Origin of the sequence: Saccharopolyspora sp. ID03-671 (assembly GCF_045278815.1) — a bacterium.
GTDB lineage: Bacteria > Actinomycetota > Actinomycetes > Mycobacteriales > Pseudonocardiaceae > Saccharopolyspora > Saccharopolyspora ipomoeae.
Genome location: NZ_CP134054.1, coordinates 1,950,989 through 1,977,049, shown reverse-complemented (window position 1 = coordinate 1,977,049; position 26,061 = coordinate 1,950,989). Strand labels below are relative to the sequence as shown.

The window sequence follows — 26,061 nt, the reverse complement described above, 5'->3', positions numbered from 1 at the left end:
GGGGACCGGTTCGGGGGATGGTCATGCTGTTCGGGTATTGGTGGATGCTCATTTGATGTTGGACGGGCATGGGGCGGGGGCTTAGCGTCAGGGGCGATCATTCCGGGTGATTCAGAGCACTGCGACAGTCGCCAGCGGGTGGGGGAGTTGTTGGTGCCCCCGCCGCGGTGGGCTCCTGGGCGCGCCTGACGAGGGGCGGTGGGAGGCCTCGCTGGCTCGGGCAAAGGAGCCTCTCGTGGTTGAATCGAAGCCGAAGCCGACCGGTGCCGCCTCCGCTGAGGCCGTCGCGGCGCCTCCGCCCACCTCGTTCCTCGGGTACCTGAAGTCGTTCGGGCCGGGGATCGTCATCGCGTTGAGCTGGGTCGGGACCGGGGACCTCATCGACAACTCCGTGGCGGGCGGCAACTACGGGTACGCGCTGCTGTGGGTTCTGCCGCTGTCGCTGGTGTTCCGGTTCCTGTTCGTCAACAGCCTCGCCAAGTACCCGCTGTACAACGTGCAGCGGGACTCCAGCATCGTGCGCGGTTTCGCGCGCACGCACCCGGTTCTCGGCTGGCTGATGCTGATCTCGTTCATCCTCTACACGCACCTGCTGCTGGCGTTCAGCTTCAGCGGCGTCGGTGTGGCGCTGCACGGGCTCTTCGGCGGGCTGACGCCGTTCTGGTGGTCGGTGCTCGGCGCGGTGTCGGTGTTCGCGGTGACCTTCCGCGGCGCCTACGGCGTCCTGGAGAACACCTTCAAGGTCGTGCTCGCGGTGATGGTCGCCGCGTTCGTCGTCGGCGTGGTCATGGTGGGCATCAACTGGCCGGAACTGGTGCGCGGCTTCGCCTTCGAACTGCCGCCGCAGAGCGGGCTGTTCGACTCGTCGCTGGTGGCATCGAGTCTCGTGCTGGCGACGCTCGGGTCGATGGCCAACCTGTTCTACCCGCAGTTCCTGCGCGAGAAGGGCTGGGTGACCCCGGCCTACCGGCGCGTGCAGCAGTACGACCTGCTGTTCGGCTCGGTGGTCGTGCTGTTCCTCGGCGTGTGCGTGTGGGCGCTCGGCGCCGAGGTGCTGAGCAGCGGGGAGGGGGTGGAGGAGGCCTCCGACATCGCCGGGGCCCTGGGCACCGCGATCGGCCCGATCGGCACCTACCTGTTCTACCTGGGTCTGCTGGGCGCGGCATGGACGACGGTGGCTGGCTCGCTGTTCGCGCTGAGCAAGATGAGCGTCGAGGCCCTGCACACGGTCCGGCCGGGACGCCGCGAGCGCGTCGGCGACGATCCGCGCAAGGACGTCTTCTACAAGGTGATGGTCGTCTGGGGGCTGTCCGCGATCGTCTGGTCGCTGCCGGCCGCACCGGGTTTCGTCGTGCTCGTGGTGATCTCGCACGTGCTGACCTCACCGTTCCTGCTGATCATCGTGGTCGGCCTGATCGCGATGCTCAACAAGCGCCGGATCATGGGCGAGCACGTCAACACCTGGAAGGAGAACCTGGCCCTGGTCGTGGTGGCGCTGCTCGTCGCCGCCGCGGCGGTGCAGGGATTCGCCCAGGTCCTCGGATTCTGACCCCGGAAGAGGTTGACCATGAGCAAGCTCAAGATGGCCGTCCTGCCCGATCCCGACGGCAGCGCGGCCGACGTCGCCCGGCGGGCCGGGGCCGAGGTGGTGGGGCTCGACGAGGCCGAGGCGCTCGCCTGGACGACCTCGGCCACCGCCGAATTCCCCGCAGCTCTCCCGGATTCGATCCGCTGGGTGCAGCTCCCCTCCGCCGGGGTGGAGCAGTGGCTCGACGCCGGGATCATCGACGACGCAAGAACCTGGACCGCCGCCATCGGTGCCTACGCGGCCCCGGTCGCCGAGCACGCGCTGCTGCTGTTGCTGGCCGGGCTGCGCCGGATGCCGGACTGCGTCCGCGCCACCACCTGGTCCAAGTCCGAACTGATGCCGCAGGTGGGCACGCTTGGCGGCGCCGCGGTCGCGATCATCGGTTGCGGCAGCATCGGCAGGGCGCTGATCCCGCCGCTGCGCGCCCTGGGCGCGGAGGTCGTCGCGGTCACGCGCAGCGGCCGGGACGTGCCGGGAGCGGCCCGGACCCTGGCCGCCGCCGATTCCGGCGAGGTGTGGTCGCAGGCCGACCACGTCGTCATCGCCGCGCCCGCCACCAGCGACACCCGGCACCTCGTCGGTCGCGATCAGCTCTCCCGCATGCGGCCCGGAGCGTGGCTGGTCAACGTCGCGCGCGGCTCCGTCGTCGACACCGACGCCCTGGTCGGCGCCCTCGACGAGGGGCGCATCGGCGGTGCCGCGCTCGACGTCACCGACCCCGAACCGCTGCCCGACGACCACCCGCTGTGGACGCATCCGCGCGCGATCGTCACCCCGCACATCGCCAACCCGGCCGTCACCCTGCGCCGCGGCTTCCACGAGCGCTTGGCCCACAACATCGCGCAGCACCTCGCAGGACGGCAGCCGGCCGGGACCGTGGACCTAGTGCGCGGGTACTAGTCCTTCGAGCGCGGTGCGGGCGAGGAGGTCGCTGCTCGCGAAGAAGCCGGAGGCGCCCGGGCCGCTGGTGGGGGTGTGGACGCCGGCGACGTAGGGGCCGATGGCGAAGCGGTTCGGGTGCGGCGTGCCGTCGGCGCGCAGCACCCGGTGATCGCCCGCGCGGACGCTGATCTTGCCGGTGGTGTGCTCGGTGCCGTCGGCGTCGTGGTGGGTCTGCGGGACGCACTCGCCGGTCTCGCGCAGGCGCCGCAGCAGTGCGTCGGAGGTGTCCAGCAGCGACGGCGTGCGCAGCCGCGACTCGACCAGCACGCGCGCCTCCACCGGCTCGGGCGTCAGCTCTCCCGCGGCGCGGAAGACGCCGTCCTCGGGGCGGACCTCGGTGCCGGGGCCGAGGAAGTGGACCACTCCGGCGCGGGACAGCGCGAGCAGCTCGGCCAACCGGCGCGGCGGCGGCCCGCTGGTGATGTGGCTCAGCAGCGGCAGGAACCCGTGCTCCAGCTCCACCACCAGCGAACGGGCCGACAGCTCCTCGGCCTCCACCAGCTCGATGAGGACGCCCACCGCCGACAGCAGCCCCTGCACCGCCGCCAGCTCCGGGCTGAACGCCGGATCGCCGCGACGCCGCAGGTCATCGGCGATGTGGTCGCGGATCGCGGCCTGCAGGTCCGGGCCCGGGTCGGTGAGGTGGCGGTCCAGCAGGTCCCAGGAGAACCGATCCGACGGCTCCGGCACGCACTCGGCGACCAGCTGGTCCCGCTCCGGCCGGCCCCACGCGGCGCTGAACTCCGGCCAGGAGCAGCGCACGCGATCCGGGCGGGTGCGGAAGAGCTCGTGGTAGTAGGCGGCCGCGGTCTCCTCGAACACCAGCGGCAGCAGGTCCCGCTCGAACTCCAGCGGAACGCCCAGCGCCCGCGCGGCCTCGGCGGTGAAGAACTTCGGCAGCGGCGGGGATTCCAGCTCGAAGCCGAACTTCGCGCGATGCGGCAGGCCGCGCCGGGACCCCACGTGCAGCACCGGTTCCCGTCCGGACGGCCGGTACCGCAACCCGTGCACCGGGTCGGGTTCGAACCGGCCGCCCCGGCCCTCGCACAGCAGCGCCATGCAGTCGATGAAGGTCAGCCCGAAACCGCGCAGCAGCACCGGTTCCCCGGCAGGCAGCGAGCGCAACCGGTCCTCGTCGTAGTAGCCCGACGGGAAGTAGCTCAAGCCGTGCCGCTCGGCGTACCCGGACAGCTCCCGCTCCTCGTCGGTGGCCGCCGCCTCGAAGTTGCCCTGCGCCAGCACCACCTGGTCCACGACCAGCCGGGTGCCGTCGGCCAGCGTCACCAGCTGGCCCTCGGGGTGGTCGGTCAGCTCGACGGCGCGGGTGCGGTGCACGACCACCCGCACCGAATCGGGGGCGGTGGCCACGACGCGCTCGAACACCCACGAGAAGTAGGCGCCCACCACGGGCCGGGGCGCGAACGATCGCCCGGTCAGCGCGGTGAACTCCCCGGGCAGCTCGTGCGGGGCGACCGAGCCCAGCCACTCCTCGAACGTCGGCACCACCCCGGCGGGGCCGTGCCGGGCCGCGTCCGGCCCGGTGAACATCCGGACGTCGGCGACCGTGGAGTTCATCCACAGCAGGTCCGATTGGGCGCGCCGCCAGATCCGGCCCGGGCCGGGCGGGAACGGGTCGACCACGTGGAGCACCAGCGGTTCGTCCCCGGCCCACGCGCACAGCCGCTCCAGCACCGACGTCCCGCGCGGGCCCGCGCCCACCACGCAGATCGCGCTCATGCCGCGTCGCGCCGCCGCACGGTCACCGTCGCGAAACCCGCCGGGACCTGCGTCACGTGCCGCGCCTTTGCGGCCTCACCCGGGGCGTCGGTGGTCTCGAACTCGAAGTGGCGCAACAACTCCCGCAGCACCACCCGCGACTCCACCTGGGCGAACGTGGCGCCCAGGCAGCGCCGGTTGCCGATGCCGAAGGGCACCCAGTCGGCCATCGCGCCTCGTTCGAGGAACCGCTCCGGCCGGAACGCCCCGGGATCCGGGAACGACTCGGCCGAGGTGTGCAGCAGCTCGATGCTCGGCCACAGGCTCGTGCCCTTGGGCAGCCGGTACCCGGCGAAGTCGGCGTCGCGCGCCAGCTTCCGGCCCACGTCCGGCACCACCGGGCGGCAGCGCAACGCCTCCTTGATCACCGCGTCCAGGTAGGTGTCGTCGTCGGTGTCGGCGGCGCGCTGCGCCTCGGCCAGCACCTCCGGGTGGCGCACGAGGCGCTCCAGGCACCACGCCAGGCCCGTCGCGGTCGTCTCGTGCCCGGCCAGCAGCAGCGTGATCAGTTGGTCGCAGATGTTGGCGTCCGACATCCACCCGCCCTCGGCCTCCGAGGCGCGCAGCAGCATCGCCAGCACGTCGGTGCGCTCGTCGAGCCGGGGATCGGCGCGGTGCGCGGCGATCTGCTCGCGCAGCAGGGCGTCCGCGCGGGCGCGCATCCGCCTGCGCTTGAGCCTGCCGGGGTGCAGCGACGGGAACCGGTCGTGACCGGGCAGCACGTCGAACACCGACCCGGTGCGCAGCAGCCGCAGGACGGCCTCCTGCACCTGCTCCTTGAGCGCGGAGTCGTCGATGCCCATCACGTTGCGGGAGATGACCTCCAGCGAGATCGCCTGCATCTGCGGCAGCGCCTGCACCGGCTCGCCCACCGGCCAGGACGCGAGGTTGGCGGCGGTGATCTCGCGCATCAGCTCGACCTGGTCGCGGACCGCCTTGCCGTGGAACGCGGGCATCATCAGGGCCCGGGTGCGGGAGTGCTCCTCGTCGTCGATGACGAACACCGACTCGCGGCCCAGCACCATCTCCCCGAAGCTGTTGGCGCGACCGGCCTGGAACACCGACGGGTCGCTGCGCACCAGGGCCTTCACGTCGCCGGGATCGGCGAGGACGACGACGGTGCCGAACGGCCACAGCCGCACGGTGAACCGCGCGCCGAACTCCTCGTGGCAGCGGCGCACGAACTCGGCGGGGGAGCGCCAGTAGCGCCAGGTCTGGGTCAGCGCGGGAAGGGCAGGGCCCGGGGGTAATCGGGTGCTCATCGGTGAACTCGCTTCGCCGTCGCCGAGGGGTGGTCGGCGACCTTCTTGGGGGTGATGACGTCGGTGGGCAGCGCGTTGTTGGTGATCCGGGCGAACATGTTCCTGGGCCCGATGATGTGCGCGTGCTCGGCGCGGGCGGCGCGCATGCCCTCGACCACGGTGCTCCAGCGCACCGGGGTCACCCACCCGTCGAGCAGGTCCTTCTCGATCTCGGCCGGATCGGTCAGCAGCCTCCCGCTGACGTCCGACAGCATCGGCCACTTCGGACTGTTCCACGAAACGCGGTCGTACACCTCGGTTTCGAGTCGATCGCGCAGCGGCCGGACGGTGGAGCAGTGCTCCGAACGGTTCATCGTGTAGAACGGGTAGCCGCCGGACTCGCGCACGCGGTCCTCGAACAGCCGCAGGTCGGCGAGCGTGCCCGACACGGCGTGCACGGAATCGTCGAGGTAGATCGACACCTCCAGCTCGCCGGGGAAGTCGGCCACCAGGGCGTCGACCGTCCGCGAGTCCAGCCGGTAGAAGAACAGGCAGCCCAGCGGTTCCGGCACGGCCGCGAAGTAGTCGAGTTCCACGGCCGCGCTGGCGCGCACCAGCCGCAGACCGTCCTCGTAGGACAGAGCGCCGCTGAACACCGCGGCGATGATGGCGCCGAAGCTCTGCCCGCCGCACAGCACCGGGTCGAGTTCGACGTGGTCGAGCGCCCAGTCGGCCAAGGCCAGGGTCAGCACCAGGAACCCGGACTCGTAGACCTCCCAGTCGTAGACCTCGGCCTCGGCGTAGGCGTCCAGCAGCGAGTAGCCGAGCACGTCGTCGGCGACCTCGATCCGGGCGCGGGCGTGGTCGCTGGTGCGCAGGAAGTCCTCGATCGCGGAGAACTTCGTCGGCACCAGGCCCGGGAAGTAGAGCGCGTCACGGCGCACCGGTGTTCACCTCTCTGGCTTGCGATGGGCAGGCGCGATCAGAGCCGATCGAGCAGTTCCCGCTTCTTGGCCTCGAACTCCTGCTGGGTGAGGATGCCGTCGGCGTGCAGCTGCCCCAGCTCGCGGATCGTCGCGAGGATCTCCTCCCGCGACATCTCCGGCCGCTGCGGCGCGCCCGGCAGCATCCGCGGCTCCGGCGCGGCGCCGAGCGCGGTCAGCTCGGGCTGGGCCTGCCGGATCGCGGCCAGCACGGCGGCGGCGAACGGCAGCGAGTTGGCGGTGGTGCCGAACCCGAAGCCGAACAGCAGGGCCCGGATGTTGTCGGCGGGCGGGGCCTCGGCCCGATCGCCGTGCGGCACCAGCAGGAAGTGGCCCGAGGTCAGCCCCGGCTTGACCCACTCGACGCCGACGAGCTCGGTGAGCTCGTGGCGCCGCTTCGGCGAGCGGTGCTTGACCCGGGACGCGTCCGGGTGCCACTGGAACTCGACCGCGGAGCCGTCGAAGGACGCCTCCCCGTCGTAGCCCTTGAGCCGTCGCGGGGACTGGTCGACCTCGACGAGGAAGCGCGGCGCGAGCGCGTCGGAATCCGGGTTGAGATCGCAGTGGTCGTTGATGTGGTCGGCGTAGTAGGCCGCCAGTTCCTGCTGATTCGGTTCCAGCTCGATCTGGTTCGGTTCGGAATCGTCGGCGAGCTGGCCCGCGGCGACCTCGGTCAGCGGATCCGCGCCGGGTCGCAAGTGGAGCGTCAACTGCGGATGACCGTCGCCGCCGGCGGCGGTCGCGCGGGAAATGGCGTGGTAAGGGATGGTCCTGTGCTTGAGCTTGCGCAGCAGGCGGGGATGCCCGAGTCCGCTGGAGTAATTGATCTCGATTCTGTCGTGCTCGAACACCCAGGTGGCATTCGTGCCCGCCAGTTCCAGCCCCAGTCCCATGCGGTGAACCTACCAGTGGAAGAAATTGCGCGGCAATGATTCCGATGCGATCTTCGGGGTAGTAGGGGGCCTCATCGGAAAGTGTGAGTGAAGCCGGTGGCCGCCACCGCGACCACCGACGTCCTGCCCGAGTCCGACCAGGTCAGCGGGCGATCCCCCCCAGAATCCCCCGGGATCTACTTGAGCTTCTTCTCCGGGAAGAAGATGGAGGCGACGCCGATGACGGCCTCGATGCCACCGATGATGGCGATGACGTTGCCCACCGTCCGCAATTCGAACGGGCCGACCTCGGTTTCACCACCGTAGATCCGCAGCAGGACCCCGGCCACCACCATGAGCGCGCCGATGGCTATGTGCTTCGCATTCGACATGAATCCTCCGTCTGTGAATCAAATGCCGTTCATGATCGTAGCAGCGGTCACGACTCGAAAATCCTGTTCTGCTGGATCTCGCCGGAATCCCGGCTGAATTCGTGCCGCTGCCATTGCACCGTCGGCAGGTGCGCCGCACCGATTCGCGGAATCGGCTGGGTGAGTCCGGCGTCCGCCGACAACATCCACACCCGATGTCCGGGCGGGGAAGTGGGAATTCTGGGAATGGGCTGCGTCGCCAGGTGGTCGAACCGGCGGGGGATCGGTTGCGTCGCCTGCACCTTCCGCGGCAGCCGCCGCGTGACCTCGCTGCCGTCGACCGGCGTGGTGTCGAGCTTGTGCAGGTGCCGCACGAACACCAGGCCGACCGCCAGCGCCAGGTACCCGCAGCCCAGCGCGAGCATCGTCGTGCGCACGCCGACGCTGCTGATCAGCCCGGTCGCCGCGGCGACCGCCAGCGGAGCCGGGGCGCTGAGGACCGTGTTGGCGATGCTGATGACCCGGCCGAACAACCGTTTCGGCACCCGTTCCTGCAGTGCGGCCATGTAGAGCATGTCCAGCGGGCTGGTCACCAGGCCAGCCGCGGCCATCACCGCGAACGCCGGAGCCACGCCCAGCTCCAACGACATCAGCAGCACCAGCGCCGAGAACGCGAGGTAGACGGTGAGGTAGGTGCGGCGCTTCGGCAGCTTGTGCCCGACGGCGCCGTAGCCGATCGTGCCCACCAGCGAACCGATGCCGAACGCGCTGATCAGGCCGCCGTAGAGGGCGGGCTGGTGCAGGACCTCGGCGGCGTAGGCGGTCAGCCCGATCGTGGCGAAGCTGGAGTCGAACGCCGCGAACACCATCGTGGCCACCACCAGCGTGCGCAGCAGCTTGTCCTGGAACAGGTAGCGCAGCCCGATGCGGAACCGCCGGTAGTAGCTCATCCCGTCCTCGTCGGCGCCGACCTGCTCGGCGGCAGCGGTGCGCGGTGCGCGGGCGAACAGCAGCAGCACGGTCGTGCCGAGCAGGCCGGTGATGGCGTTGAGCAGGATCGTCCACTCGCTGCCCGCGAACGCCGCGATCCCGCCCGCCGCCAGCGGCCCCACCAGGTTCGAGGAGGCCGTGACGGTGCGCAGCGTCGCGTTGGCGCGCTCCAGCGGCACCCCGGCCTGCCCGGCCAGCTGCGGCACGATGCCGAAGATCGCCACTCGTCCGGGTTCGTCGGCGACGCTGCGCACCAGCGCGAGCAGCAGCAGGAGCGGCGGCGTGAGCAGGCCGGCCACGTGCAGCAGGTACACCGACAGGGTCGTGGCGGCGGCGAAGACGCTGGAGAACAGCATGCTGGCGCGGAACCCGAGCCGGTCGATCAGCGGTCCCTGCAGCAGGCCGGTGACCACCGAGCCGCCGACGCTGACCGTCGCGATCCAGCCGGTCAGCGCCAGGTCGTGCGTGGTTTCCAGGACGAACAGCGGTAGCGCCGCGGTACCGATGACGTCGCCGACGACGTTGATCGACGACCCGGTGAGCAGTCCCCGGTACGGTCCCCGCCTGAGCGGGCGCTCCCTCAACCGCACCGTGGGTGCGTCGGCGTGCGCGCGGTGTCGTCCCATCGGCCGCTACCCGCTGGTGTCCCGCAGCGCGGTGGTGGCGGTCAGCGAACGCCAGGCTACGGGCACGGCCGCGGCGGTGATGGCCAGCGCGACGGCCGCGACGGCGCCCGAGACGGCGATCCCGGCGGCCTGGTAGAGCGCGCCGATCGCGGCGGTGCCCGCGGCCACGCCCGCCAGCTGGGCGCTCTCGTAGTGGCTGAGGCGCGTGCCGATGCGGGCCCCGGCCCGCTCGGAGATGGCCGACTGCTCGGCGGGGATCGCGATGCCCAGCGCGGCCGCGGCGAAGATCCACACGACGCTGAGCACCCACGGCTCGGGCGCGGCGGCCAGCACACCGGTGACCAGGGCGCTGGCCAGCAGCGCGGCCATCACCGCGGTGCGCTTGCCGATCCGCGCGAGCACGCGGTGGGCGATGTTCGGGACCAGCACGAACGCGATGAAGCCCGGCGCCAGCGCGGAGGCGATCGCGTAGGGGCCGTAGTGGTGCGCGGTCTGCAGGTGCAGGAGCAGCAGCAGGCTCATCGCGGCCTCCAGCGCCGCGGTCACCCCGCAGATCACCAGGAAGGGCAGCAGGTCTCGCGTCGAGACCGGGTCGGACGGTGCCGGGGGACGCGGGTCGTCGCCGCGCGCGGTGAAGCCGAGCAGCACGGCGGCGAGGAGCGCGGAGACGGCGCCGAGCGCGAACACCGCGGGGTAGCCGAGGTCTTCGAGCATCGTGAAGCAGATGACGTAGGCGATGAGCTGGCCGGTTCCCTCGAACGACAGCAGCCGCCCGAAGCCGCGGCCGTCGTCGCCGCCGCTGCGGCCGCCGATCCAGCTGCGGACGCCGACCCAGAAGAAGGCGCTGCCGATGCCGGTCAGCGCCGCCATCGCGAAGGCCGCAGGCAGCCCTCCGCTCAGCGCGAACCCGGCCAGCGCGGCGGCGTGCAGCACCGCTCCGGCGGCGGCGACCACGAGCTCGTTGAGGCGGTCGGCCAGGTGGCCGCTCAGCGGCCGGGTCACCAGCGCCGCCAGCGCGCACACCGCGACCAGCGCCCCGGACTGGCCGGGGGCGGCGGCCAGCACGGCTCCGGCGTAGAGCGGCAGCAGGAAGTCCAGGACCTCCATCGGGCCGCTGGCGAACGCGGACGCGTGCAGCACTCGTTCTTCGCGGCCGAATCGCGGGCGGTCGGAGCTGGTGGTCATCGCGGTCCCGTTCCGTCATCGGGGGAAAAGATCAACTCGGGACAGTATCGCTGATCTTCCGGTCTTCGGGTGGGAGGAAAGGGCGATTCCGCCGGTTCGGAACCCTGTGGCCGAACCGGCGGAACGCCTGCTGGTGCTCAGCGGGTCAAGGCGAAACGCCTCAGCAGCCGCTGCTCCAGGTGCTGCCCGGGACGTGGGCCTCGGCGGCCGCGGTCTCCAGGGCCTGCAGGTCGAGGATCGACATGGGAAATCACCTCCTCTCGCGTCGTCGCGCCGTTCCTTCGCCCTGTTGGGGAGGGCGAGGAGATCAGCAGTTGGTGCTCGCGGTGCTGCCCGGCACGGAGGCCTCGGCCGCGGTGGTCTCCAGGGCCTGGAGGTCGAGGATCGACACGTCAATTCACCACCTAACTGTTCATCCGGATGTCCTCGCCGAACGGTCGACGGCGAAGTCTTCGGGAACCGAATCGCCCGGGAGGTGCTTTCGCGCAAGCGAATCCGTCGCCGAATCGGCGGGTGTTCTTCGCTTTCCCCAGGTTCGACTCGAATTCTATCAGGAATTGCTCTCCCGCAATGGGTTTCGATGATTGCCAGGGGTTGGTAGTGGTTCGAGGAAGGGCATGAATCCGACCGGCTCGTCCAACGACGCCAGCGCCGCGAGCACGCCCGCGTTGCCGGTCGCGAAATCCATCGACAACCGGAAGTTTCCCTCCCCGGGGAATGCGAGGTGCCCGTGGTAGCCCAGCGCGTGCCAGTGCAGCACCGACAGGTGCGCCACCGCCGATTCCGGCAGCCGCTCGCCGGGCGAGGACCGCGCCAGCGTCGCCAGCAGCCCGGCCCGGCCCGCGAACAACCCCGACTGCACCACCAGCGTGCTGCGGCAGCTGCGGTGCAACCCGGCCGAGCTGCCCGACAGCCGCTCGTCGGGCACGTGCCGCAGCACCTCGTCGGCCACCAGCGCGATGCCCGCCGAGCCGACGTCGAGGTACGGCAGGGTCCGGAAACCGCCGTCGACCTGCAGCGTTCCGTCCGGCCGGGACACGCACAGGTCCAGGTCGCGGTGCAGCGCGCGCACCGCCAGGTCCAGGTGGTGGCGCCGCCCGGTCGCCTCGTAGCAGCGCAGGAACAGCAGCGCCGGCCCGCTCCAGCCGCGCAGCAGCCCGCCGCGCGTGCCCGCGTCGCGCAGGCCGACCCGGCCGGCGGCGTCGATGCCGTGCGACCGGCCGCTGTCGACGGCCTCGGCGACCCGGTCGGCGATCTCCAGGGCTCGGGCCAGGTGCGCGGGGTCGCGCTCGCCCAGGTGCAGGTGGTTGAGCCCGATCCCGGCCAGCCCGCTGAACAGGCTCACGTCCTGGGTGCGCGCCACGTCCGGCGCGGCGCGGTCGACGAGCTCGGCCGCCCGCTCGGGGTGTCCCAGCAGGTCGAGGACGTGCGCGGTGCCGTGCGCCCCGTCGAAGAACCCGGGCCTGCCTGCGGACCGCTCGGCGCGCTCGGCCAGCCAGGCGACGTGCTCGGGCTCGACGTCGTGCCCGGCGGTGCGCAGCGCCCACAGCACCCCGGCCGCGCCGAACGCGAAATCGGTGCCGCCGTTGAGGAATCCCTGCACGTCGCCGGGGAACAGCCGGTCGTCGCGGTCGGGAGCGGCGGTGGCGCGGATCGCCTCGGCCAGCGAGTCCCGCGCGGCCCGGCGGCCGGGCTCGTCGGTGAACCGGACCTCGGGAGCCGCCGCGACCGACGTGGCCGGGGCGGGTCGGCGGATCCGGTCGAGGATGAGGGTGCGGACGTCGTCGGGCACGGTGAAGTGCTCCTCCACTGCGGCGAGCAGCTCGCTCGCCTTGCCGGGGTGCAGGGCGTTGAGACTGGTCAGCGGCAGGAACAGCCACAGCGCGAGCGCGCCGAGCGCCTGTCGGTCGACCTCGGCCCCGCGCGCGTCGGGGTCGGTGAAACCGGCGTAGCCCATGTGCTGGCGCCGCTGGTCGCCGATGTCGGAGGCGGCCTCGAAGTCGACCAGCCCCACCCGGTCCTCGTCGTCGACGAGGACGTTCGCCGGGTGCAGGTCGCCGAAGACCACGCCGCGCTCGTGGATCCGCTCGATCAGCGCGGTCGCCCGACGCAGCACCCGCACCGCGCGCTCGGCGTAGTCCCGCGCGGCTCCAGGGCTGGTCTCGGGTCCGACCAGCGGGTGGTGCAGCGCGCCCCACGCCTGCAGAGTGCGGCCGGGAACCCGGTCCAGCACGGCGAACCGGTGCTCCCACACGTCGACGACCTCGTGCACCCGGGGCACTCCCGCGACGCCCTCCAGCGCGCGCAGGGCGGTGACCTCGTGCTCCAGCCGCGCCACGGCGTCCCGGCCGGACGAGTCCAGCCCGGCCAGCGGGCGCGCCTCCTTGAGCACGACCTCGGTGCCGTCGTCCTCGCGGCGCGCGAGGTAGACCCCGCCGCCGTTGGAGAAGTGCAGGGCCTCGGTGATCCGGTACCCCAGCGAGGCCGACTGCCCGGACCGCGCGTCCAGGTGCGGTGCGAGGAATCCCGGCGTCGAAACCCACTCGGGCGTGGTGAGGAACGGGCGACGATCGTCGGGAACCAGCTCACCGTCGGGGTTCTCGACGGCCAGGATCTGCTCGCCGTCCGGGGTGAAGCAGTGCTTGACCGAAAAGCCGCCGTAGCGCACGAACACCGGTCCTCCGCCGATCCGCAGATCGGTGAGCACGTACGGGCCGCGTTCCCCGTCCAGGGCCGTCGACAGCGCCTTGACCGTCGTCTCCAGCTGGGCGTCGTCGACCGGGTAGAGCGTCAGCATCTTCCCGCTCGCCGAGCGCGGCGCGTACTTCAAGCTGTAGGCGCGCACCAGGTTCCGGGTGCGCAGGAACTTGAACGCCACGCCCGCCGCGAAGCAGTGCCGCGACACCTCGGCCAGCACGCGCGAGGAGTTCTCCGGCGTCGCCGACACGTGGACCTTCCAGCCCTGGTCGGGCAGGTCCGGTCCGTCGGGCCGGACCATGCACCAGTCGCCGTTGCCGCCGCGCACCCAGCCGTCCGGGAGCGCGGCCTCGACCAGCTCGAACGTCGTCGCTGCCGCCTCCCAGCGCGACGGCGCCTCGTAGAACACCCGGTCCGCCAGCGAGTACAGCTCCAGGTCCTCACGCATGCCCGCTCACCTCCCCGCCGCGTCAGTACGCGCGCGTCCGGTTGCTGCGCCGCTCGAAATCGCGCAGCGACGTGGGCGGGTCGTTGGCCAGGAACTTGCTCAGCAGCTCGCGCGCCTTCTCCTTGTCCTCGGCGGGGATCGCGTCGACCACCGGGAAGTGCTCGGCGCTGGCCGCGGCGTACTCCTCGAACTCCTCGCGCAGGATCGACCAGACGGTGCGGTCGTAGTACATGCCGTCGAGGTAGTGGTAGTCGCGCAGCACGCCCTCCAGCACGAACCCGCCCTTGGTCAGGATCTTGAGCGTCTCCTTGTTGTAGGCGGCCGTGGTGAACTCGACGCGGTGCGCGTTGAGCCCGTTGAACAGGTGCTCGATGACCAGGCCGAACGCCTCGGCCCCGTAGCCGCGGCTCCACTTCTGCCAGTCGCCGACGACACCGCCGAGGCTGTAGGAGCCGGAGCTGTTCACCGGCCGGTAGTTGACCGCGCCGACGCGCTCGCCGTCGTTGGCCACGGCCATGAAGAACCGCACGTTGCCGTCCTCGTTGGCGGCCTTCACCTTCGCCGGGGTCAGGAACTCCCGGGTGTCGGCGGTCATCGCCGCGGCCGGCGACAGCGGCTTCAGCCAACTCGCGATGAGCTCGTAATCGTCCTCGGTGGCCCATTCGATGCGGACGAGTCTTCCCTGCATTGGCACCGTCTTTCGGTCAGCGTTCGAGGGCGCGACGAACCGATGTGCTCGTACGCGCTGGTGTCATGGGCTTTTCGGCCCGTGGAGTTCGGGTTTACCCGCGATGCCTTGCTTCCTTCAGTCCCCCGTCCGACGTGGCTCGGCGTTCCCCGGTTCCCGCGAATTCATCACCGTATTCCCGGAATTCGCCGCGCCCCGTCGTGCAAGGCCCTTCGGTCGGCGCGAACGCTAAGTACGCCCTGGTGAGGTGTCAAGCGAAACGATCAGATTCGGTCGGGCTGCGGAAAAGCGTGAGTCTGTTCGGCGCAGCGCTGACCATTTCCCGCCAGATAGGGGTAGGGGTGCCCCAACCCCACATTCCCCCGATTCCCTTGACCCGCCTCAGAACTGCTGTTTCACTCGGGCCCTCTCCGGCGATTCACGGTTCCTTCAGTCTCTCCACACCGGTGGTCGGTGCGCCTTCACCCGCCTCCGGAACCCGTGTCGAACTCCGGCGATCCGCGCTGCCGCAACCACTCTCGCGCGGATCGCCACTGTGGTGCGAAGGACGTGAGAGATGAGTCGGTGGACGCCGCTGCTCATGGACGAGGCCTCGCTGAGCGAGCTGCCGAAGGTCCCGTTGAGCGAGGTGATGCAGCACGCGCACGTGATGGCCGCGCAGCGGCTCAAACCCCGGGAGCTCTACGAGCGGTGGGACCGCCAGCAGTGGTCCGCCGCCGACGTCGAGCTGGGACCGGACAAGGAGAACTTCGACCACGCGATCACGCCCGGCTTCCGCGCGATCGTCGCCGAGTCCATCGCGACGTTCATCATCGGCGAGTACACCGGGCTCGACATGCTCGGCCCGATCATCAGCGGTTCCCCGGACGAGCAGTACTCGGTGTTCCTCGGCACCCAGATCGCCGACGAGACCCGGCACACCCACCTGGTGTTCCGGCTCGGCGAGGAGATCCTGGGCATGGACCCCGACCCGAAGCGGATGCTCACCGAGAGCTGGAACCTCGCCGCCCCCGCCCACCGAGAGCTGAGCGTGCTGGAGGCCGGGATCGTCCGGGACCTGCACCGCAGGCCGCTGGACTACGGGCAGTGGCTGCGCGCGGTCACCCTGTTCCACATGATCACCGAGGGCGTGCTGGCGCTGGTCGGGCAGCGGGTGCTGGTCCAGGCGCTGCGCGACGTCGGCGGGCTCGACGGCATCAGGACCGCCTTCACCGCGATGTGCCGGGACGAGTCCCGCCACGTCGGTTTCGGCATGCACGCCCTGCGCACCGGGGTCCTGGAGGGACACCACGACGACATCTGCGAGGTCCTGGAGCAGGCGGTGCCGCTGGCGCTGCGCGTCGACCAGGAGACCTCGGCGGTGGGCAACCGCGGCTTCCGGCGGATGAGCTTGGACATCCTGCGCCGCCACATGCGGCTCATCGGCATCGACGAGGGGTTCCAGGAACACCTGATCACCACCGCGTCGGCGACGGCGGAGCGCGCCGGTGCGCGCTGACCCGGCCACCACCACCGTTCGCGCATCGACTTCAGGAAGGCGAGGAAACATGGGGGACAACGGACGCTGTGGGCTCATCACCACCGAAGGCGTGGTCGGCCGCGACCAGGTCGCCTGGGACTCCGCGCTGCTGGCCAACCGGCTGCGCGGCAGGGGAGTGCGGCCCGGGGACCGGGTCGTGCTCTCGGCGGCGAACTCCGCGGAGTTCGTGGTGGCGCTGTTCGCGCTGATCGCGGTGGACGCCTCCATCGTGCTCGTCGACCACCGGCAGTCGGCCAAGGAGCACCGCCGCGTCATCGACCACGCCAGGGCGAGATGGCTGCTGCGCGACCGCACCGTGCCGGCCGAGGACCTCGGCGCCGAGGTCATCTCGCTGGAGAACGCGCTCAGCGAGGTGCGGCTGGCCCGGCCGGTCGACGCGTTCGCCGACGTGCACGACGCGCTGTCGTTCGACGCCTGGTACGAACGCGCCGACGGGCTGGTCCTGTGGTCCTCGGGCACCACCGGCGCGCCCAAGGGCATCGTGCGCTCCGGTTCCTCGGTGCGCGCCAACATCGAACGCACCCAGGAACGGATGCGCTACGTCGCCGACGACGTGCTCATGCCGCTGCTGCCGTTCTCCCACCAGTACGGGCTGTCGATCATCCTGCTGTGGTGGTGGTCGGAGTTCACGCTGGTGGTGAACTCGTCCCACCGCCTCGACCAGGCGCTGGACCGGATCAGCGAGCACGGCGTGACGGTCGTCGACGCCACCCCGTCGAGCTACGACACGATGCTGTCGATCTACGGCAGGCGCAACCGCTACCACGGGTCGCTGGCGAGCGTCCGGATGTGGTGCGTGGGCGGGGCGCCGCTGTCGGCGGCGCTGAGCGGCCGGTTCCGCACCGTCATCGGCAAGCCGCTGCTGGACGGCTACGGCAGCAGCGAGGCCGGCAACATCGCGCTGGCCGTGGAACCGGACCCGCGCGGCGTGGGGCGCGCGCTCGACGGCATCGACATCCGGATCGTGGACGCGCACGGCGATCCGCTGCCGCCGGGCGAGCGCGGCGAGGTCGTGGTGCGCACCCCCGACTACCTCAACGCCTACCTCGGCGATGACGGCGAACCGGTGCCGGTCACCGACCGCGAGTACCGCACCCACGACCTCGGCTGGCTCGACGACCAGGGCAACCTGACCCTGATCGGGCGCAAGCGGGCGGTGCACCGCCTCGGCCACACGATCTACCCGGACGCGCTGGTCGAGAAGGTGGAGCGCTGCGGCAACCCGGTGCGGGTGGTCCCGTTCGACCACGAGAGGCTCGGCAGCGAGCTGGTGTTCGTCGTCGCCGACGAGCAGGACCGCAGCCCCGCGCACTGGCGGGCCCGCTTCGCGGCCGAGCTCGCCGAGTACGAGCGGCCCAACCGGGTCGTGGTGGTGCCGGAGTTCCCGCTCAACCTCAACGGCAAGGTCGACACCGAGGCGCTGCGCGAACTGGCCCGCGGCCGGACCCGGGCGACCCCGTCGATCCCGCACCCGGAGCGGCTGCAGGCGTTGCGCGCGGTCGTCGAGTTCCTGCAGTCCCAGCGAGCGCAGGTCCACGAGCTGCTCACCGAGGTCTCGCACCACGCGACGGTCAACGGCGAGATCGACCTGTGCATCCGGACCCTCGAAGGCGCCCAGGAGGAGGTCCTCAAGCACCGGCCCCGGCCGGTCGAGGGCGCTGCCGTGTTCATGCCCTCGAACATCCCGCTGTACTCGTACGTGCTGTACCTGCTGATCCCGAGCCTGTACTGCGATCACGTCAGCTTCCGCGCCTCCAGCAAGATCGCCGACGTCACCCGCAAGCTGCACGAGATGCTCTCGCCGGCGCACAAGCTGCCGATCCACGACTGCTCGATGGCGCAGCGCGAGTTCATCGCGGGGCCGGTCGCCGAGTCGGAGCTGGTGGTGTTCACCGGCACCTACCACAACGCCGAGAAGGTGCGCGGGCAGCTGGGTTCCGAGCAGCTGTTCGTGTTCTTCGGGCAGGGCGTCAACCCGTTCGTCCTCGGCCCGGACGCCGACCTGCGCAGCGCGATCCCGGCGCTGATCGACGTGCGGATGATCAACTCCGGGCAGGACTGCTTCGGGCCGGACCGCATCTTCGTGCACGACTCGCTGGCCGACGTGTTCGTGCCCGCGCTGTGCCACTACGTCGCCAAGCTCCGGCACGGCGACAACCGCGACACCACCAGCGACTACGGGTCGATGTACTACCTGGAGGCCTTCGCCGACTCCTTCGACTACCTGCGCAAGCACTCGCAGCACATCGTCTCCGGCGGCGAGGTCAGCATCATCGACATGCACCTGCGGCCCACGGTGCTGGACCTGCCGCTGGACCCGAAGGAGAAGGCGACGGAGATGTTCGCGCCGATCTTCAACGTGGTGCGCTACTCCGACGAGCAGGAGCTCCTGTCGGTGCTGAACTCGCCGTTCTACATCGACCGCGCGATGGGCGCCACGGTCTACGGCGACCTGCCGGAAGTGGTGTCGTTCCTGCGCAAGCGGCACCAGGTCACGGTCAACAGCACCCTGGTCGACCACGACGACGGCAACGAGCCCTTCGGCGGCAGGGGCATCGTCGCCAACTACGCGGCCGTGGGCACCAAGCGGGTCGCCGAGCCGCTGCTGCTGTCCAAGGCCGTCGCCGATCACCTCGGGACCGGGGCGCGACGTCGTGAGCTGATCGGTGCCGCCGATGTCTGATCACCTCGAAGGAGCCTGGACGGCGGTCCTGGAAGTGCTGCGGCAGCACGGCGTCAGCACCCTGTTCGGCCTGCCCGGCGACGACCTGAAGCTGCTCGACGCGCTGGAGCGCGCCGAGGACCCGCCGAGGCTCGTGCTGTGCCGGGACCAGCGCAACGCCCTGTTCATGGCCACCGGCCACGCCCTGCACACCGGTTCGGCCTCGGTCGCGGTCGTGGGCAAGGGGCCCGCGGCCACCAACGCCACCACCGGCCTGCTGGAGGCCCGGTGCTCCCGCGCTCCGGTGGTCCTGATCGGCGCGGGCACCGATCCGCACCACATCGGTGCCCGCGCTTTCCAGGAGCTGGACCAGGTCGCGGCGCTGGCGCCGCTGACGAAGTGGGCGCACCGCGTCGAGCACGCCGACCGCCTGGTCCCGGCGCTGCGCCGCGCGATGCTGGTGGCGGCGCGCGGCGCGCCGGGCCCGGTGTACCTGGAGGTGCCGGACCACCTGCCGGCGGCCGAGATCCCGCTGCGCGGTAGCGGTGTGGAGCTGACGACCGGTGTGCCGCAGCAGGTTCGGGACGCACGTCGGCCGATCCTGCTGGTCGGCGGCGGGATGCGGCACCGCAACGCCGAGCGCGTCGTGGAGCGGCTGGCCGAACGCCTGGGCGCGGCGATCTTCACCACCGCCTCCGGGCGCGGCGCCGTCGACGAGGACCACCCGCACTTCCTCGGGCTCTCCGGTCTCTACGCGGCACCCGCCACCGCCGAGCTGTGGTCCACGTCGGACTGCGTGATCGCCCTGGGCAGCAGGCTGGAGGAGACCGCGACCCTGGAATGGCCCGAACACGTGGGGGATTCGGTCCCGGTGGTGCAGCTGAACATCGCCGCCGAGGAGCTCTCCACCGAGCACTCGGGCCCGTGCGTCGTCGGCGACGCCGCCGCGACCGCCGAGTCGTGGCTGGCCGGTGACCTCGGCGGCGACCGCGCGGCGTGGGCCGACCTGGTCACGACCACGCGGCTGGCGCTGCGGCCCCGCACGTCCGGCATCCCCGACCTGCTCGCCGCCGTCCGGGAAATCGTGCCCGAGGGGCGAATCCTGGTGCAGGAGAACGGGTTGCAGGACATGTGGTCCTACTTCTTCCCGAACTACAGCTGCGGCCGCCACGGCGGCTCGGTGGTGCCCTCGGAGCAGACCAGCCTCGGCTTCGGCGCTGCCGCGGCGGCCGGGGTGAAGGCCGCCGAGCCGGACCGCCCGGTGCTGGCGCTGGTCGGCGACGGCGCCTTCGGCCTGTTCGCCAACGAACTGCGCACGCTGGTCCGCGAGCGCCTCGGAGTCTGCTACCTGGTGCTGCGCAACGGTGGCTACGGCTGGCTGCAGCAGCAGGCCGACCAGCACGAACCGCCCCTCACGCGGCACCGCTTCACCCGCGACGACGAACAGCTGGTGCGCACACCGGGCGCGCACCACGCGCTGGCGCGGCACCGCGACGAGCTCACCGCCGCCCTCACCGAAGCCCTCCGGCTCACGGCCGAGGGCGTCCCCTGCGTGATCGAGATCCCGGTGAGCCTCGACGACTCCGCCCTGCGACCCGAAGGCGACTTCGGCAGCCCCCAACCCGAGGAGAACCCGTGATTTCCGAGAACCTCCGCTCCCTGCGCCGCCGCGTGGTCGTCACCGGCGTCGGCGCCGTCACCCCCGTCGGCCTGACCTTCGAGAACACCTGGGAGGCGTTCCTGGCCGGGCGCAGCGGTGTCGCCGAGATCAGCACCTTCGACGCCTCCGACCTGCCGACCTCGATCGCCGGGCAGATCGAGGGCTTCGACCCCGCCGAGCACATGCCGCGCACGCTGGCCCGACGCATGGACAGCTACGCCCAGTACGCGATGGCCGCGGCGACCCAGGCCACCCGGATGGCCAAGCTGGACGTCGACGACGACAACGCCGACCGGGTCGGCGTGCTCATCGGAAGTGGCTACGGCGCCGTCAACTCCATCGACGGCTTCTCGGTCACCATCCGCGAGAAGGGCCCGCGCGCGATCAGCCCCTACGCCCCGATCACCGGTGCGATCGACAGCGCCGCAGGGGAGATCAGCATGGCCTTCGGCGCCCGGGGCCCCAGCCGCGCGATCAGCAGCGCCTGCGCCACCGGCACGGACGCGCTCGGCGAGGCGGCCCGCTGGATCCAGTTCGGCATCACCGACGCCGCGATCGTCGGCGGCGCCGACAACTGCGTCACCCGCGTCGACCTCGCGGGCAGCGGCAACGCCCGAGCCCTGTCCCGCCGCGTCGACGACCCGCGGGCCGCGTCGCGCCCCTTCGACGAGGACCGCGACGGCTTCGTGATGAGCGCCGGAGCCGGGGTCCTGGTCCTGGAGGACGCCGAGCACGCCGAGCGGCGGGGAGCCACGATCCTCGCCGAGGTCCTCGGCTACGGCTGCTCCTCCGACGCCCACCACTGGACGGCCCCGCAACCCGAGGGCCTGGGCGCCAAGCGCGCGATGCGCGCGGCCCTCGCCGACGCCGGGGTCGCCCCGGAGCAGGTGGATCACGTCAACGCCCACGGCACCAGCACCAAGCTCAACGACGCCTCCGAGATCGCCTCGCTGCGGGAGGTCCTGGGTTCGCGGGTCTCGGAGATCCCGATCTGCTCGATCAAGTCCATGACCGGTCACATGATCGGCGCGGCCGGTGCCGTCGAGGCCATCACGACGGTCCAGGCGATCCGCACCGGCATCGTGCCGCCCACGATCAACTGCCACCGGCCGCTGGCCGACGACATCAACTTCGTCGCCCACGAACCGCAGCAGCACGAGGTCCGGGTGGCCATGAGCAACTCGTTCGGCTTCGGCGGTCACAACGCGGTCGTCGTCCTCGGCGCCTGGGAGGGCTGAGCGGTGGCGGCGCTGGTGACCGGCGGGAACCGGGGGATCGGTCTGGCGATCGCCCGCGAGCTGCGGGACCGGGGAGAGCCGGTCGCGATCACCCACCGCGGCACCTGCCCGGACGACCTGTTCGGCGTGCCCTGCGACGTCACCGACACCGCCCAGGTGGAGGAGGCGTTCGAGAAGGCGGAGGCCGAGCTGGGCCCGATCACCACGGTGGTGGCCAACGCGGGCATCACCGACGACGGTCTCCTGCTGCGCATGGGCGAAGCGCAGTTCAGCGGGGTCCTCGACGCGAACCTGACCGGTGCCTACCGGGTCGCCCGGCGAGGCGCGCGCAGCATGCTGCGGCAACGCCGTGGACGGCTGATCTTCGTGTCCTCGGTGGTGGCGCTGCGCGGCGAGGCGGGCCAGGCGAACTACGCCGCGAGCAAAGCGGGCCTGGTCGGGCTCGCCCGCTCCCTGGCCCGCGAACTCGGCTCCCGGGGCATCACGGCCAACGTCGTCGCACCCGGCCTGATCAGCACCGACATGACCGACGAGCTCGGTGAGACGCGCAGGCGGCAGATCCTCGACGGGGTCCCGCTCGGTCGTCCCGGCGAGGCGGCCGAGGTCGCCGCCGCGGTCGGCTGGCTCGCCTCCGAGCAGGCGGGCTACGTCACCGGCGCGGTCATCCCGGTCGACGGCGGCGCCGGCATGGGCCACTGAGCATCACTACGAACGAGGAGCAGCAGATGGGATTGCTGGCGGGCAAGCAGGTCCTGATCACCGGGGTCCTCACGGAGTCCTCGATCGCCTTCCACGCGGCCAAGGTCGCCCAGCAGCAGGGCGCCCGGGTCGTGCTCACCGGATACGGCCGACTCAGCCTGGTGCGGCGCATCGCCAACCGGCTCCCGGACCCGCCCCCGGTGATCGAGCTCGACGTCACCGACCAGGCCATGCTCGACGACCTCGCCCCGCGGTTGCGCGAGCACGTCGACCGCCTCGACGGGGTGCTGCACTCCATCGCCTACGCACCCCCGAGCTGTCTCGGCGAGGACTTCCTCGACACCCCGTGGCAGGACGTGGCCACGGCCGTGGAGGTCTCGGCGTACTCGCTGAAATCCCTGGCCACCGCCTGCCGCCCGCTGATGGGCCGAGGCGGCTCGATCGTCGGCGTGGACTTCGACGCCCGAGTCACCTGGCCCGGCTACAACTGGATGGGAGTCGCCAAGGCGGCCCTGGAATCCACCACCCGCTACCTGGCCCGAGAGCTCGGCCCCGACGGCATCCGCGTCAACCTCGTCGCTGCGGGCCCGCTGCGCACGGTCGCCGCCCGCTCCATCGGCGGCCCGGACGACCTGGAGGAAGCCTGGAAATCCCGCGCCCCGCTCGGCTGGGACACCACCGACCCGGAACCGGTCGGCAGAACGATCTGCACCCTCCTCTCGGACTGGCTCCCCAGCACCACGGGCGCCCTCCTGCACGCGGACGGCGGCCTCCACTCCACGGGCCGGTGAGCCGGTCGTCGAAGGCGGGCTGCGGCTCGGTCGTCCCAGGCCGCGGACCGACTCACCGCATCGAACCGGTCCGGACGTAGCGCTGGTGCCAGGACAGGGACTCGTCGAGCAGGTGCGGTGTGTGCAGGCCGAACGCCGAGCGCTGGGACCGCTCGAAGTAGTCGCGCAGCGCCGGGCGGAAGTCGGGGTGCGCGCAGCGCTCGATGACGCGCTCGGCGCGCTGCTTCGGGGACAGGCCGCGCAGGTCGGCCAGGCCCTGCTCGGTGACGATGACGTCCACGTCGTGCTCGGTGTGGTCGACGTGCGAGACCATCGGCACGATCGTCGACACGTCACCGCCCTTGGCCTGCGACGGCGTCACGAAGATCGACACGTAGGCGTTGCGGGCGAAGTCGCCGGAGCCGCCGATGCCGTTCTGGATGCGGCTGCCCATCAGGTGCGTGGAGTTGATGTTGCCGTAGATGTCGGCCTCCACGATGCCGTTCATCGCCAGGCAGCCGAGCCTGCGCACCACCTCGGGGTGGTTGCTGATCTCCTGCGGCCGCAGCACGATCTTGTCGCGGAAGGCGGCGGCGTCCCGGTTGAACCGCTCCACCGCGGTCGGGCTCAGCGAGAACGCCGTCGCGGACGCCATTTCCATCCTGCCGGACTCGATCAGCTGCAACATCCCGTCCTGGATGACCTCGGTGTAGGCGGTCAACCCGTGGAACGGCCCGTTCTCCAGCCCGGCGAGCACGGCGTTGGCGACGTTGCCGACGCCCGACTGGATCGGCAGCAGTTCCCGGGGCAGCCGGCCCGCGGCGACCTCCAGTTCGAGGAAGTCCAGGACGTGCCCGGCGATCTGCTCGGAGATCGCGTCGGGCGGGGTGAAAGCGCCGTTGCGGTCGGGAGATTCGGTCTCCACCACCGCGATCACCTTCTCCAGCGGGCAATCCAGGTGCGGCACGCCGATCCGGTCGGCCGGGTGCGTGATCGGGATCGGCTTGCGGTGCGGCGGGAGCGCGGTCCCGTAGTAGACGTCGTGCATGCCCTCGAGGTGCTCGCTCTGCCAGGAGTTGCCTCGACGATCACCCGGTCGGCCTGCTCCAGCCAGGTCTTGTTGTTGCCCACCGACGACGACGGGATCAGCCTGCCGTCCTCGGTGATGCCGCTGACCTCCACCACCGCCACGTCCAGGTCGCCGTAGATGCCCTGCCAGACGCGCTGCGCCACGTGCGAGAGGTGGATGTCGGTGTAGTCCAGCCGGCCCTCGTTGATCTTCGCCCGGCTCACCGGGTCCGACTGGTACGGCAACCGCAGGTCGATTCCCTCGACCTCGGCCAGCGCCCCGTCCAGCTCCGGCGCCGTCGACGCCCCGGTCCACAACCCGACCTTCATCGGCTCACCGCGCTCGTGCGCCACGGCAACCCGCTTCGCCAGAGCCCCAGGCACCTCCTTGGGGTACCCGGCCCCGGTGAAGCCGCTCATGCCCACGTTCTCGCCCGGCCCGATCAGCCCGGCGGCCTCCTCGGCCTCGACGACCTTCGCCGCCCACTGGCGATTCCGAATCCTGCCGGACATCCACGACCTCCCGCTCACCGTTGAGACCACCGCGCCACCGGCGCTTCGTGTGACGCGGATCCTAAGCACGGGTCCGAGCGGGATTAACTGTGACGCGGGGCACGAACATCCCGGAACGCCTCGCGTGAACCTCCCGGCGAGCAGCCAACACGATGACTCTGACCAGCAACGACGGTGCTCCCGCCGGAACGCGCGGGATGGGGTGCTCGGTGATCTCCGCTCCGCTCGCGGGTGTTCGCCGGGTGACACGACCTGTCGCCCAGCGAACATCGTTCGCTCAAACGCCCTTCCGGCGAGCCAGCTCGGTGGTCACGGCGAGGACGATCACCCCGGCGGTCTCCACGACCAGCGAGGTGGGTGCGAGCTGGTAGTCGAGGCTCGACCGGAGCCCGAACAACGAGACGGGGCTCAACGCGATCACCAGCGCCAACAACGTCCCCAGCATGAACAGCAGGCTCAACGCGCTCACCCGCACCAGCCGTTGCCGGACCACGACGAGCGCGACGGCGAGCACGAGCGACCCGACCGCGTTGACCACGAACAACGCGCCGAGCAGGCCACCGGTCCCGCTGAAGACGAGGAAGAGGTGGATCTCGCCCATGGCGAGCAGGAACAGGGCGCCGATCACCCGCCACACCATCAACGGCCGCTTGCGGAATCCTCCGGCGCGACGCTCAGACGACATGACACACCCGCCTTCCGAACGGTCCGACGACGCGGGGGCTTCCCACCAGTCCACCACACCTGACCAGGCAGTGCTGGTCGTCGCACCCGTGCGCGGCGCCGGTTCCAACCGGAACTCCGTGAAGCGCGACGGATGGCAGTTCCGGTTGAAACCGACGGGACCTGCCGTCAGAGCAGGTGGAAGGTCTCGTAGTGGTCGGGGGAGAAGTAGACCTCGTTGGTGGTGGTGTCCACGACCAGGCGGTAGGCCTGGCGCTGGGCGCCGCACTCGCGCGGGGTCACGTCGAACTCCAGGTAGCTGTGGCCCTCGGGGAGTTCACCTTCGTAGTTGTTGTAGGTGCCACCGGCGAAGTTGCACTGCCCGTCCGGCCAGTCCACCCAGCCGCGCTCCGACGGGTAGTTCAGCGACGCCCAGGTCGCGTTCGAGCTGATGGCCTCGTCGCAGCCCTTGACCTCGCAGGCCTGCGCGACCGCGGCCGTGGCGTTCGGCGCGACGACGGCGCTGCCGCCGCCGAGCAGCCCCAGCACGGCGAATGCGGCGACGAGCAGCTTGATCACCGGGTTCATGCGGTTGTGGTTCACACGTCCTCCCGAAAGGTTGTCGGCGCCCGAAAGGTCGTCGGGGTCCCTGGAATCTAGAAGCGCCTCAGCTTCTCGGGGCGGATCTGCGACAACTGGACAGGCAGATCACCACAACGTGAACATCAGTGGTCCGCACCATTTCACCGGACGGCGACCTGCGCTGCGGGAACGCGACGCCGTCCTCGGGCGGCGAAGCGCTCGGGAAACGCCTCCCGCGTGTCGGTCACGTGCCCGCCAC

The 26,061-nt window shown here is 71.1% G+C and carries 22 protein-coding genes; 8 read left to right on the top strand and 14 right to left on the bottom strand.

The window, feature by feature from the left end:
• Positions 1–235: 235 nt before the first annotated feature.
• Both REH65_RS08715 and REH65_RS08710 read left to right on the top strand, forming a co-directional pair.
• On the top strand, positions 236–1,549 hold the full coding sequence (locus REH65_RS08715) for an Nramp family divalent metal transporter (protein WP_406692044.1): 1,314 nt from the start codon (positions 236–238) through the stop codon (positions 1,547–1,549).
• A gap of 18 nt (positions 1,550–1,567) precedes the next feature.
• Positions 1,568–2,488 (top strand): D-isomer specific 2-hydroxyacid dehydrogenase family protein, encoded by a 921-nt coding sequence (locus REH65_RS08710; protein WP_406692043.1) that lies wholly within the window; start codon positions 1,568–1,570, stop codon positions 2,486–2,488.
• On the opposite strand, the gene REH65_RS08705 is transcribed toward REH65_RS08710, so the two are convergent.
• The 10 genes from REH65_RS08705 to REH65_RS08660 all read right to left on the bottom strand — a co-directional run bounded on the left by REH65_RS08705 (position 2,471) and on the right by REH65_RS08660 (position 14,407).
• Positions 2,471–4,267 (bottom strand): FAD/NAD(P)-binding protein, encoded by a 1,797-nt coding sequence (locus tag REH65_RS08705; RefSeq protein WP_406692042.1) that lies wholly within the window; start codon positions 4,265–4,267, stop codon positions 2,471–2,473. The two genes, REH65_RS08710 and REH65_RS08705, sit on opposite strands and share 18 nt — an antisense overlap.
• Positions 4,264–5,568: a cytochrome P450 gene (locus tag REH65_RS08700; protein ID WP_406692041.1), complete on the bottom strand. Its 1,305-nt coding sequence runs from the start codon at positions 5,566–5,568 to the stop codon at positions 4,264–4,266. The genes REH65_RS08705 and REH65_RS08700 overlap by 4 nt, the downstream gene beginning before the upstream one ends.
• Positions 5,565–6,491 (bottom strand): ACP S-malonyltransferase, encoded by a 927-nt coding sequence (locus tag REH65_RS08695; protein ID WP_406692040.1) that lies wholly within the window; start codon positions 6,489–6,491, stop codon positions 5,565–5,567. The genes REH65_RS08700 and REH65_RS08695 overlap by 4 nt, the downstream gene beginning before the upstream one ends.
• A 38-nt stretch (positions 6,492–6,529) precedes the next feature.
• A complete protein-coding gene (locus REH65_RS08690; RefSeq protein ID WP_281457675.1) occupies positions 6,530–7,423 on the bottom strand; it encodes a DUF4429 domain-containing protein in 894 nt (297 codons plus the stop codon).
• 176 nt (positions 7,424–7,599) lie between these two features.
• Positions 7,600–7,794 carry a hypothetical protein gene (locus REH65_RS08685; protein ID WP_281457674.1) on the bottom strand — a complete coding sequence of 65 codons (195 nt, stop codon included), beginning with the start codon at positions 7,792–7,794 and terminating at the stop codon, positions 7,600–7,602.
• Positions 7,795–7,841: 47 nt separating this feature from the next.
• Positions 7,842–9,389, bottom strand: coding sequence for an MFS transporter (locus REH65_RS08680; protein WP_406692039.1), 1,548 nt, complete (start codon positions 9,387–9,389; stop codon positions 7,842–7,844).
• Positions 9,390–9,395: 6 nt separating this feature from the next.
• Entirely contained in the window at positions 9,396–10,574 is a 1,179-nt protein-coding gene (locus REH65_RS08675; protein WP_281457672.1) for an MFS transporter, read from the bottom strand.
• Between the two features lie 160 nt (positions 10,575–10,734).
• On the bottom strand, positions 10,735–10,818 hold the full coding sequence (locus tag REH65_RS08670) for a SapB/AmfS family lanthipeptide (RefSeq protein WP_139274061.1): 84 nt from the start codon (positions 10,816–10,818) through the stop codon (positions 10,735–10,737).
• A 306-nt stretch (positions 10,819–11,124) separates the two neighbouring features.
• The gene (gene lanKC, locus REH65_RS08665; protein WP_406692038.1) at positions 11,125–13,719 is read right to left on the bottom strand and encodes a class III lanthionine synthetase LanKC; all 2,595 of its coding nucleotides are present in this window, start codon (positions 13,717–13,719) and stop codon (positions 11,125–11,127) included.
• Positions 13,720–13,741: 22 nt separating this feature from the next.
• Positions 13,742–14,407, bottom strand: a complete 666-nt coding sequence (locus REH65_RS08660; protein ID WP_406692037.1) for a GNAT family N-acetyltransferase — start codon at positions 14,405–14,407, stop codon at positions 13,742–13,744.
• Between the two features lie 556 nt (positions 14,408–14,963).
• On the opposite strand from REH65_RS08660, the gene REH65_RS08655 reads away from it, so the two are divergent.
• The 6 genes from REH65_RS08655 to fabI are packed head-to-tail and all read left to right on the top strand — an operon-like array spanning position 14,964 to position 22,997.
• Positions 14,964–15,905, top strand: coding sequence for a ribonucleotide-diphosphate reductase subunit beta (locus REH65_RS08655; protein WP_406692036.1), 942 nt, complete (start codon positions 14,964–14,966; stop codon positions 15,903–15,905).
• A gap of 49 nt (positions 15,906–15,954) precedes the next feature.
• Positions 15,955–18,630, top strand: coding sequence for an aldehyde dehydrogenase family protein (locus REH65_RS08650; RefSeq protein ID WP_406692035.1), 2,676 nt, complete (start codon positions 15,955–15,957; stop codon positions 18,628–18,630).
• Entirely contained in the window at positions 18,623–20,248 is a 1,626-nt protein-coding gene (locus REH65_RS08645) for a thiamine pyrophosphate-binding protein (protein ID WP_406692034.1), read from the top strand. Before REH65_RS08650 ends, REH65_RS08645 begins: the two co-directional genes overlap by 8 nt.
• On the top strand, positions 20,245–21,507 hold the full coding sequence (gene fabF, locus REH65_RS08640) for a beta-ketoacyl-ACP synthase II (protein ID WP_406692033.1): 1,263 nt from the start codon (positions 20,245–20,247) through the stop codon (positions 21,505–21,507). The genes REH65_RS08645 and fabF overlap by 4 nt, the downstream gene beginning before the upstream one ends.
• Before the next feature lie 3 nt (positions 21,508–21,510).
• The gene (locus REH65_RS08635) at positions 21,511–22,206 is read left to right on the top strand and encodes an SDR family oxidoreductase (protein WP_406692032.1); all 696 of its coding nucleotides are present in this window, start codon (positions 21,511–21,513) and stop codon (positions 22,204–22,206) included.
• 26 nt (positions 22,207–22,232) lie between these two features.
• The gene (gene fabI / locus REH65_RS08630) at positions 22,233–22,997 is read left to right on the top strand and encodes an enoyl-ACP reductase FabI (RefSeq protein ID WP_281457664.1); all 765 of its coding nucleotides are present in this window, start codon (positions 22,233–22,235) and stop codon (positions 22,995–22,997) included.
• Positions 22,998–23,049: 52 nt separating this feature from the next.
• Here fabI and REH65_RS08625 read toward each other — a convergent pair whose 3' ends face one another.
• The 4 genes from REH65_RS08625 to REH65_RS08610 form a co-directional block, all read right to left on the bottom strand.
• Positions 23,050–24,024, bottom strand: coding sequence for an acetyl-CoA hydrolase/transferase C-terminal domain-containing protein (locus tag REH65_RS08625; RefSeq protein WP_406692031.1), 975 nt, complete (start codon positions 24,022–24,024; stop codon positions 23,050–23,052).
• Positions 23,910–24,557 (bottom strand): hypothetical protein, encoded by a 648-nt coding sequence (locus tag REH65_RS08620; protein WP_406692030.1) that lies wholly within the window; start codon positions 24,555–24,557, stop codon positions 23,910–23,912. Before REH65_RS08620 ends, REH65_RS08625 begins: the two co-directional genes overlap by 115 nt.
• Positions 24,558–24,834: 277 nt before the next feature.
• Positions 24,835–25,242: a hypothetical protein gene (locus REH65_RS08615; protein ID WP_406692029.1), complete on the bottom strand. Its 408-nt coding sequence runs from the start codon at positions 25,240–25,242 to the stop codon at positions 24,835–24,837.
• Positions 25,243–25,409: 167 nt separating this feature from the next.
• Positions 25,410–25,823, bottom strand: a complete 414-nt coding sequence (locus REH65_RS08610; RefSeq protein ID WP_406692028.1) for a ribonuclease domain-containing protein — start codon at positions 25,821–25,823, stop codon at positions 25,410–25,412.
• Positions 25,824–26,061: the final 238 nt, after the last annotated feature.

Bases quoted from the DNA above. Each gene is read 5' to 3' on its own strand.
- REH65_RS08710 (WP_406692043.1), top strand. From the start codon at position 1,568: ATGAGCAAGCTCAAGATGGCCGTCCTGCCCGATCCCGACGGCAGCGCG.
- REH65_RS08705 (WP_406692042.1), bottom strand. From the start codon at position 4,267: ATGAGCGCGATCTGCGTGGTGGGCGCGGGCCCGCGCGGGACGTCGGTG.
- REH65_RS08700 (WP_406692041.1), bottom strand. From the start codon at position 5,568: ATGAGCACCCGATTACCCCCGGGCCCTGCCCTTCCCGCGCTGACCCAG.
- REH65_RS08690 (WP_281457675.1), bottom strand. From the start codon at position 7,423: ATGGGACTGGGGCTGGAACTGGCGGGCACGAATGCCACCTGGGTGTTC.
- REH65_RS08685 (WP_281457674.1), bottom strand. From the start codon at position 7,794: ATGTCGAATGCGAAGCACATAGCCATCGGCGCGCTCATGGTGGTGGCC.
- REH65_RS08680 (WP_406692039.1), bottom strand. From the start codon at position 9,389: ATGGGACGACACCGCGCGCACGCCGACGCACCCACGGTGCGGTTGAGG.
- REH65_RS08675 (WP_281457672.1), bottom strand. From the start codon at position 10,574: ATGACCACCAGCTCCGACCGCCCGCGATTCGGCCGCGAAGAACGAGTG.
- REH65_RS08670 (WP_139274061.1), bottom strand. From the start codon at position 10,818: ATGTCGATCCTCGACCTGCAGGCCCTGGAGACCGCGGCCGCCGAGGCC.
- lanKC (WP_406692038.1), bottom strand. From the start codon at position 13,719: ATGCGTGAGGACCTGGAGCTGTACTCGCTGGCGGACCGGGTGTTCTAC.
- REH65_RS08660 (WP_406692037.1), bottom strand. From the start codon at position 14,407: ATGCAGGGAAGACTCGTCCGCATCGAATGGGCCACCGAGGACGATTAC.
- REH65_RS08655 (WP_406692036.1), top strand. From the start codon at position 14,964: ATGAGTCGGTGGACGCCGCTGCTCATGGACGAGGCCTCGCTGAGCGAG.
- REH65_RS08650 (WP_406692035.1), top strand. From the start codon at position 15,955: ATGGGGGACAACGGACGCTGTGGGCTCATCACCACCGAAGGCGTGGTC.
- REH65_RS08645 (WP_406692034.1), top strand. From the start codon at position 18,623: ATGTCTGATCACCTCGAAGGAGCCTGGACGGCGGTCCTGGAAGTGCTG.
- fabI (WP_281457664.1), top strand. From the start codon at position 22,233: ATGGGATTGCTGGCGGGCAAGCAGGTCCTGATCACCGGGGTCCTCACG.
- REH65_RS08625 (WP_406692031.1), bottom strand. From the start codon at position 24,024: ATGCACGACGTCTACTACGGGACCGCGCTCCCGCCGCACCGCAAGCCG.
- REH65_RS08620 (WP_406692030.1), bottom strand. From the start codon at position 24,557: ATGTCCGGCAGGATTCGGAATCGCCAGTGGGCGGCGAAGGTCGTCGAG.
- REH65_RS08615 (WP_406692029.1), bottom strand. From the start codon at position 25,242: ATGTCGTCTGAGCGTCGCGCCGGAGGATTCCGCAAGCGGCCGTTGATG.